Annotated in this window: 10 protein-coding genes; 3 read left to right on the forward strand and 7 right to left on the reverse strand. The window is 66.0% G+C overall.

Features of this window, described 5'->3' with window-relative positions; genetic code table 11:
* Nucleotides 1–2: 2 nt before the first annotated feature.
* The 7 genes from HZB49_RS29795 to HZB49_RS29825 form a co-directional block, all read right to left on the reverse strand.
* Nucleotides 3–332: a type II toxin-antitoxin system PemK/MazF family toxin gene (locus tag HZB49_RS29795; protein WP_291617726.1), complete on the reverse strand. Its 330-nt coding sequence runs from the start codon at nt 330–332 to the stop codon at nt 3–5.
* Nucleotides 319–531: an antitoxin MazE-like protein gene (locus HZB49_RS29800; RefSeq protein ID WP_291617727.1), complete on the reverse strand. Its 213-nt coding sequence runs from the start codon at nt 529–531 to the stop codon at nt 319–321. The genes HZB49_RS29795 and HZB49_RS29800 overlap by 14 nt, the downstream gene beginning before the upstream one ends.
* Before the next feature lie 72 nt (nt 532–603).
* On the reverse strand, nt 604–1,773 hold the full coding sequence (locus HZB49_RS29805; protein WP_291617728.1) for an MFS transporter: 1,170 nt from the start codon (nt 1,771–1,773) through the stop codon (nt 604–606).
* 60 nt (nt 1,774–1,833) lie between these two features.
* Nucleotides 1,834–3,189, reverse strand: a complete 1,356-nt coding sequence (locus tag HZB49_RS29810) for an NAD(P)-binding domain-containing protein (RefSeq protein ID WP_291617729.1) — start codon at nt 3,187–3,189, stop codon at nt 1,834–1,836.
* A gap of 115 nt (nt 3,190–3,304) precedes the next feature.
* Nucleotides 3,305–4,123, reverse strand: a complete 819-nt coding sequence (locus HZB49_RS29815) for an arsenite methyltransferase (protein WP_291617730.1) — start codon at nt 4,121–4,123, stop codon at nt 3,305–3,307.
* A 74-nt stretch (nt 4,124–4,197) separates the two neighbouring features.
* Nucleotides 4,198–4,515, reverse strand: coding sequence for a metalloregulator ArsR/SmtB family transcription factor (locus HZB49_RS29820; RefSeq protein ID WP_291617731.1), 318 nt, complete (start codon nt 4,513–4,515; stop codon nt 4,198–4,200).
* A 99-nt stretch (nt 4,516–4,614) separates the two neighbouring features.
* On the reverse strand, nt 4,615–5,106 hold the full coding sequence (locus HZB49_RS29825) for an SRPBCC family protein (protein WP_291617732.1): 492 nt from the start codon (nt 5,104–5,106) through the stop codon (nt 4,615–4,617).
* Nucleotides 5,107–5,267: 161 nt separating this feature from the next.
* On the opposite strand from HZB49_RS29825, the gene HZB49_RS29830 reads away from it, so the two are divergent.
* From HZB49_RS29830 to HZB49_RS29840, 3 genes are read left to right on the forward strand one after another with little or no spacing between them, the layout of a single operon-like run.
* The gene (locus tag HZB49_RS29830) at nt 5,268–5,648 is read left to right on the forward strand and encodes a metalloregulator ArsR/SmtB family transcription factor (protein WP_291617733.1); all 381 of its coding nucleotides are present in this window, start codon (nt 5,268–5,270) and stop codon (nt 5,646–5,648) included.
* Entirely contained in the window at nt 5,629–6,156 is a 528-nt protein-coding gene (locus HZB49_RS29835) for an arsenate reductase ArsC (protein WP_291617734.1), read from the forward strand. Before HZB49_RS29830 ends, HZB49_RS29835 begins: the two co-directional genes overlap by 20 nt.
* The gene (locus HZB49_RS29840) at nt 6,156–6,839 is read left to right on the forward strand and encodes an MIP/aquaporin family protein (protein ID WP_291617735.1); all 684 of its coding nucleotides are present in this window, start codon (nt 6,156–6,158) and stop codon (nt 6,837–6,839) included. Before HZB49_RS29835 ends, HZB49_RS29840 begins: the two co-directional genes overlap by 1 nt.
* The last annotated feature ends 301 nt before the right edge of the window (nt 6,840–7,140 follow it).

Raw genomic sequence — 7,140 nt, forward strand, 5'->3', positions numbered from 1 at the left:
AGCTAATCCGCGAGCCCGAGCACGAATGCCAGGGCGGCATTGAGCCGGGTCATGTCCTGGCTGCCGAGACGGCCGATCCTGCGTCCGATCCGTTCGCGCCTGACGGTAACCGGTTTATCGGCCATCACCTGTGATACGAACCGCAATCCATTTTCGGGTCCGGGATCGATGGTGACACGAAAATCCGGAGCATCTGCCAGCTCGGAAGTCAGCTGGCAGACCACCACCGAGGCATGGCTTTCCGGAAAGGCGTCGGTCTGCACGATGACGGCCGGACGCGGCTTGCCGTAGTCGCCTGCCGCGGCGACGGCAACCAGATCACCGCGCCGCATCGGCGTCGAACTCGGAAACCGCCTCGATCCATTTCAAGGCGTCGTGCTCGCGATCGGGGTTCAGGCCGGCGACCTGCTTGGCCACCCGGCGCCGGACGGCGCGTGCGCGAGGATCGGCAACGACGATGCGCAACTCGCGCAGGCCCCTCGCGCGCCGGCGCTGCCGCATCGCCTTCATCCGTTCCGCCGGTGCCGTCACGGGCCTCTCTCCAACTGTAACGCGTTACACAATCGTAACGCGTTACAGTGCTGACGGCAAGCCATCGCCCGTTCAGGCGCTGCTTGCCGCCGATGCCGTCCGCGACCAGTACAGCGCCAGCGGGCCGAGCAGGATGCCGAAGGCCAGCACCGCAAATGCCGCCGTCCAGGCGGAGGCGCTGGCCGGTCCACCCGCGGCATCGAGCGCGACGCCGACCGCCCAGGCCCCCAGCGCCGACAGACTGAAGCCGACGGTCGAATGCATCGCCATGGTCGCGCCGCGATTGGCCGGATCGGCCGCTATGGTCATGCCCGAGGTCAGCGCGCCGGAATCGGCGGGCACCGTCAGCGCGTAGACCAGCAGGAGCGGGATCAGCACCCAAGGCGACTGGTCGGACAACAGCCCGATCGACAGCGCCACAGCGCCCGAGGTGAACATCACCGCGGATATGGCGCGATGCCGCCCGAGCTTCAGCGCCAGCTCGTTGCCGAGGATGCTCGCGGGCATCGCCAGGATGGAGAACACGAAGCTGACGATCAGCGGCGTCAGCGAGGAGGGGTGCCGTGCGATCACGAAGCTCCAGAACGCGACGATCCAGGTCCGAATACCGTAGAGCTCGAAGCAGTGCGCGCCGTAACCCAGCACGAATCCCATCGCGCTGGTATTGCGTACGACCGGCGCGAAGCTCAGCAGGCGGCCGGCTGCGGGTTTCGGCTCGACCGGTTGCAGCAGCGCGCTTGCCGTGAGCATCACCAGCGGACCGGTCGCGGTGACGAGGAACGCGGCGCGCCAGCCGAAATTCTCCGCCACGAGCTGGGCCACCAGGAACGAAAGTCCGACGCCCAGCGAAAAGCTCGACGTGTAGAGCGTCACCGCGCGCGAGGAATCGCCGGGTGCCAGGCGGTCGGTCAGCGCCTTCAGCCCCGGCATGTAGGCGCCGGCAAAGCCGATGCCGGCAATCGCGTTGCACAGCGCGCCGGACCACAGCCCGGTCGCGAACAGGCCGAACAGCACCGTGCCGAACGCGCTCAGCGCCGAGCCTGCAATCAATATTTTTCGCGCGTCGATGCGGTCGGTGAGCGTTGCCAGCACCGGGACCGCCAGCATGTAGCCGGCGGCACCCGAGCCCGACAGCAGCCCGGCCTGCGCGCCCGACAAATGCCATTCCGGGATCAGGAAGCCGGCGAGGATCGCGGGCACGACGACGTGCGGCAGCAGGCTTCCCAGCTGGCCCAGGCACATCGCGACGATGACGGATTTTCCCTGCAGCCTGATGGTCTCACCCGATCCGGTCGGGAAATGCTAGCCGCACCCGCAACCGGCCTTTCCCTGCTGCTTTGCTTTTGCATCGTCGGCGCAACAGCCGTCAACATCCGACGGCGCCGGTCCGCCGCAGCACTGGCTTGCGCCGGGCGCAGCCGCGCGGGTGCAGACGCCGGTTTCCGGTAGCACCAGTTCGACGCGTTCGGCGGCCTCGCGGTCGCCCGCCAGGTCGGCTGCGATCGAGCGCACCTGCTCGTATCCGGTGAGCATCAGGAAGGTCGGCGCGCGGCCGTAGGATTTCATGCCCGCGAAGTAAAATCCTGGCTCCGGCTGCGCCAGCTCGCGCGCGCCATGCGGACGCACGGTGCCGCAGCTGTGCAGGTTGGGGTCGATCAGCGGCGCCAGCGGCACCGGGCTTTCCACCACGGGATCGAGCTCGATGCGCAACTCGCGCAGGAAGTCGAAGTCGGGCCGGAAACCGGTGGCGACGATCAACTCGTCGACCATGACCTGGCGGGCGCCCGAGTCGGCGCCGACGATGAGGCCGGATCCGTCGAGCGCGATATGGGAGACGCGAAACTCCCGTTCCAGCCGGATCCTGCCGTCGGCGACGAGACGCGCGAACGCGCTGCCGAGTTCGCCGCGCGCGGCGAGCTTGTCATTGGCGCCGCCGCCGAATGCCTTGGCCGGATCGTTGCCGCGCAACAGCCACACCGGCGTTGTCGCCCCTTCCTGTTCGGCGAGCCGTGCCAGGTCGATCAGCGTGCCCACGGCCGAGTGGCCGGCGCCGAGCACGGCAACCGTCTTGCCGGCATAGCGCGCGCGCTCCCGTCCCAGCACGTCGGGCATGCCGTAGGCGATGCGGCTCCTCGCCGGTCTTTCTCCGATGGCCGGAAGCCCGTTGGCCCCGGCGGGATTCGGCGAATGCCAGGTTCCGGAGACGTCGATCACGGCATCGGCGCGCACGACCTCCGGGCCCTTGCCATTCTGATACCTGATCTCGAACGGCGCGCTCTCGCGTCCCCCGCTCTTCAACTTGTCGAAGCCGGCGCGGCTGATATCGGTGACGCGGCTCGACGTCCGGATATGTCCGGCAAGCGCCGTCCGCGTGGCCAGCGGTTCGAGATAGCGCTCCACCAGCTCGCTGCCGGTCGGATAGTGCTGCGGGTCCGGCGAATTCCATCCCGTGGCCTCAAGCAGCCGCTCGGCCGCGCGATCGATATTGTATGCCCAGGACGAGAACAGCTGCACATGGCCCCATTGCCGGACCGCGGTCGCGACGCTGTCGCCGGCTTCCAGCACGATCGGCTTCATGCCGCGCTCGAGCACATGGGCCGCCGCGGCAAGCCCGACCGGGCCGGCTCCGATGATCGCGACGGTCTTCGGGTTACCCATCTCATTCTCCCATCATGCTGGAAATATCGAAGCTGGCGGCGCGGCTCCATCGCGCCGCGCGGGTTCATATCGCCGTCTCCGGCGCACTTGCCGCAGTGTTGCTGCGTGGGGCTGCCTAGCCGCAGCAGGCGACGGCGCCGCCGGACGCCTTCCCCGGCTTAGTGGCCCGGACGAAGGCGCTCATGAATTTGCCGTCGACATCCTGCGCGATCGCGTCGACGTCGATCCCCTTGCCGACGAGGAATTCGCGGGCGTCGTCGACCCGGTAGACGCGGGTCGGCTCGACGCCGATCTGCTCGAACCCCGCGGATTTGAGCTTTGCACCGTAATCGCCCTCGTCGAGCGCGCCTGCAATGCAGCCGACCCAGAGCAGAATGTCCCGCCGCAACTGTTCGGGAATTTGCCCGCGGGTGACGACGTCGGACACGGCGAAGCGGCCGCCGGGCTTGAGCACGCGGAACGCCTCGCGGATCACCTGGTCCTTGTCGGCGGAAAGGTTGATCACGCAGTTGGAGATGATCACGTCCACGGAATTGTCGGGCAGGGGGATGTGCTCGATCTCGCCCTTGAGGAACTCGACATTGTCGGCGCCGGCCTTCTTCTGGTTCTCGCGCGCCAGCGCCAGCATCTCGTCGGTCATGTCGAGGCCGTAGGCCTTGCCGGTTGGGCCGACCCGGCGTGCGGAGAGCAGAACGTCGATGCCGCCGCCCGATCCGAGATCGAGCACCGTTTCTCCCGGCTTCAGTTCCGCAAGCGCGGTCGGGTTGCCGCAGCCGAGCGAGGCCAGCACGGCTGCTTCCGGAAGGGCTCCGGTCTCCTGCACCGAATAAAGGTTCGACGTGATGGGGTCCGACGGCTTGGCGCCACAGCACGAACCCGCGCGCACCGCGGCCTGGCTGTATTTCTCGCGGACGGCTTCCTTGATGTCGGTCATGTCAGGTCTCCTGTCTTTCTTCGATGATACTGGAAATATCGAAATTCAAGTCACTGCGACAACGGCGCGGCAGATCACGCTGCGCTCCTGGCGCCGCCGCCTTCGGCAGCCTCGCAGCAGCACTCGGCCACGAGGAAATTCACCAGCTCGCGCATCACGTCGTAGTTGGCGTGACACACCAGCGTCGTCGCCTCGCGCACCTGCTCAACCAGGCCAACCATCACCAGCGCCTTGATGTGGTGGGAGAGGGTGGAGGGCGCGATCTTCAGCTTCTCCTGCAGGCGCCCGACCGGCATGCCGACCGCTCCCGCGCGGATCAGCGCGCGATAGATTTTGAGCCTGGTCGGATTGCCCAAGGCTTCGAGATGGGCGGCGGCGTCATCGAGCTTCATGAACGGCAATATGATCCGGGTCGGCCGCCTTGTCAACGGTATTTCTAGAATTATCGAAATACGGATTGCCGGGCATTGCCGGCAGGCAAGCCGAAACTTCTATGGCACCAGCGTCCGGTAGGCCTCGCGAGCCGCCTTGAAGCGCTCGAACGGAAACTTGATCGGCACGCCTTCCATGGCGGCTGCGAACATCTCCAGATGTGCGTCCCATCCGGCGCAGGTCCGGGCGATGTCTTCGCTGTCGGGGATTCCAAGCGTCAAGGACAGCCGTGTGCCGCCCGGCGTGGCAACGGCTTCCCATCGCAGCGGGCGGTCGGGCTCGCCCGGGCTGCTCCAGGAGTATTCGATCAGCCGAGGCGGATCCACTTCCGTGACGACGCTTTCGACATTGGTGCCGCTTTCGGGAAAATTCAGCCTTGCCGCGCCGCCCTTGCTCAACGCGAGATCGCCGGGCGCGAGCCATTGCGGCAGCAGGCTCGAATCCGTCAGCATCCGCCAGACGGCCTCCTGGTCGTGTTTGAGCGTGCGCTCGATCCTGGCCTCAAAACGATTTCCGACACGCGATATTCTGCCGAGTTCACTTGCTTCCATCGACCTTGTCCTTGGGGAAGATTTTTCAACCTACGCCGCCTCTACCGCTGGAAATTTGATCCGTCGCAATGTCGTCATCGACATGTCATGCACCCGGAAAAACCAGCGCTCAGCCATACCTTCACATTGACGCCGCACGATATATCCATATAGCTGGATATATGGAAACAGAATCCGCCATCCTTGCGCTGGCCGCGCTGGCGCAATCCACCAGGCTCGACGTCTTCCGGCTGCTCGTTCGAAACGAGCCCGGGGGGCTTGCGGCCGGGGAAATCGCCGGCAGCCTTGCCGTCCCGCAAAACACGATGTCGGCGCACCTCGCGGTGCTGTCGCGGGCCGGGCTCGTCACCGCGCGCCGCATCGGCCGTTCCATCGTCTATCGCGCCGATCTCGCCCGCTTTCAGGCCGTGATGTCGTTTCTCCTCAACGATTGCTGCGACGGCCGTCCGGAAATCTGCGCGCCGCTGATCGAGAGCATCGCGCCCTGTTGTCCGCCGAAGCAGAAGAGAAAAGGGAAAGCCCATGTCCGATCGCACGTTTAACGTCCTGTTCCTCTGCACCGGCAATACGGCGCGCTCGATCCTGGCGGAGTCGATCCTGCGCAAGGAAGGCCGCGGCCGCTTCCAATCGTTCTCCGCCGGCAGCCAGCCGAAGGGGACGGTGAATCCGTTCGCGATCAAGGTGCTCCGGGAGATGGACTATCCGGTCGACGATCTCCGTTCGAAAAGCTGGCAGGAATTCGCGCAGCCGGGCGCGCCCGCGATGGATTTCGTCTTCACCGTTTGCGACAACGCCGCCGGCGAGGCCTGTCCGGTCTGGCCCGGCCAGCCCATGACCGCGCATTGGGGGATCGAGGATCCCGCCGCGGTCGAGGGGACCGACCTCGAGAAGGAGGCGGCTTTCGTCGAAGCCCTGCGTTACCTGAAGAACCGGATCGCAATCTTCACCAGCCTGCCGTTCGCCAGCATCGACGCCATGTCGCTCGCCACGCGGCTGCGCGACATCGGCCGCATCGACGGCGCGACCGTCGGGCAGGGAAAGGCAAGCTGATGCCGGAGTTCGACCTGACGCGCCGGCTCGCTGCGGAAGCGCTGGGCACCGCCCTGCTGGTCGCAACCGTCGTCGGTTCCGGCATCATGGCGGAAACGCTGAGCAAGGATGTCGGCCTGCAACTGCTCGGCAACACGCTGCCGACCGGCGCCATGCTCGTCGTCCTCATCACCATCCTCGGGCCGGTCTCCGGCGCCCATTTCAATCCCGCGGTGTCGCTGGTGATGGCGCTGAAGGGCGAACTGCCGGGAAGCGAGGCGGCGCGCTACGTCGCCGTGCAGATCCTCGGCGGCATCGCCGGCACCGCGATCGCGCATGCCATGTTCGGCCTGCCGCTGTTCGATTTCTCCATGAAGGTGCGCACCGGCAGCGCGCAATGGCTGGCCGAGGCCGTCGCCGCCTTCGGGCTGGTCGCCACCATCCTGGCCGGCGTTCGTTTCAACCGCCCGGCCGTGCCCTGGCTGGTTGGTCTCTACATCACCGCGGCCTACTGGTTCACCGCCTCGACCTCGTTCGCCAATCCCGCCGTCGCCATTGCGCGCTCGCTCACCAACACGTTCTCCGGCATCCGTCCCGTCGATCTTCCCGGCTTCATTGCCAGCGAACTCGCCGGCGCCGTCATTGCATTGATGCTGATGAGCTGGCTGCTGCGCAGCGCGCTTCGTCCCAGCGAAAGCTCGTAGCTCGTAGCTCGTAGGATGGGTAGCGCGTAGGATGGGTAGAGCGAAGCGAAACCCATCATGCCTCCCGAACGAAGGTGATGGGTTTCGCTTCGCTCTACCCATCCTACAGCGGCCGCGCATGAGGCGCGCAGGGTTGCAAATCCGGCACGACGGGCAGATCGTTGTTCTGTTTTACGGAATCGTTGTCAAGTCCAGAAATGAAAAATATTCTGCTTTACGGAAACGGCAAATCAGGTGCATAACCCGCCCCAGCCCGCGCCACCATGAGGGGACGCTTCGCGGTCGTCACGAACGTTGGCGC

It is taken from the genome of Bradyrhizobium sp., from assembly GCF_016219575.1.
GTDB lineage: Bacteria > Pseudomonadota > Alphaproteobacteria > Rhizobiales > Xanthobacteraceae > Bradyrhizobium.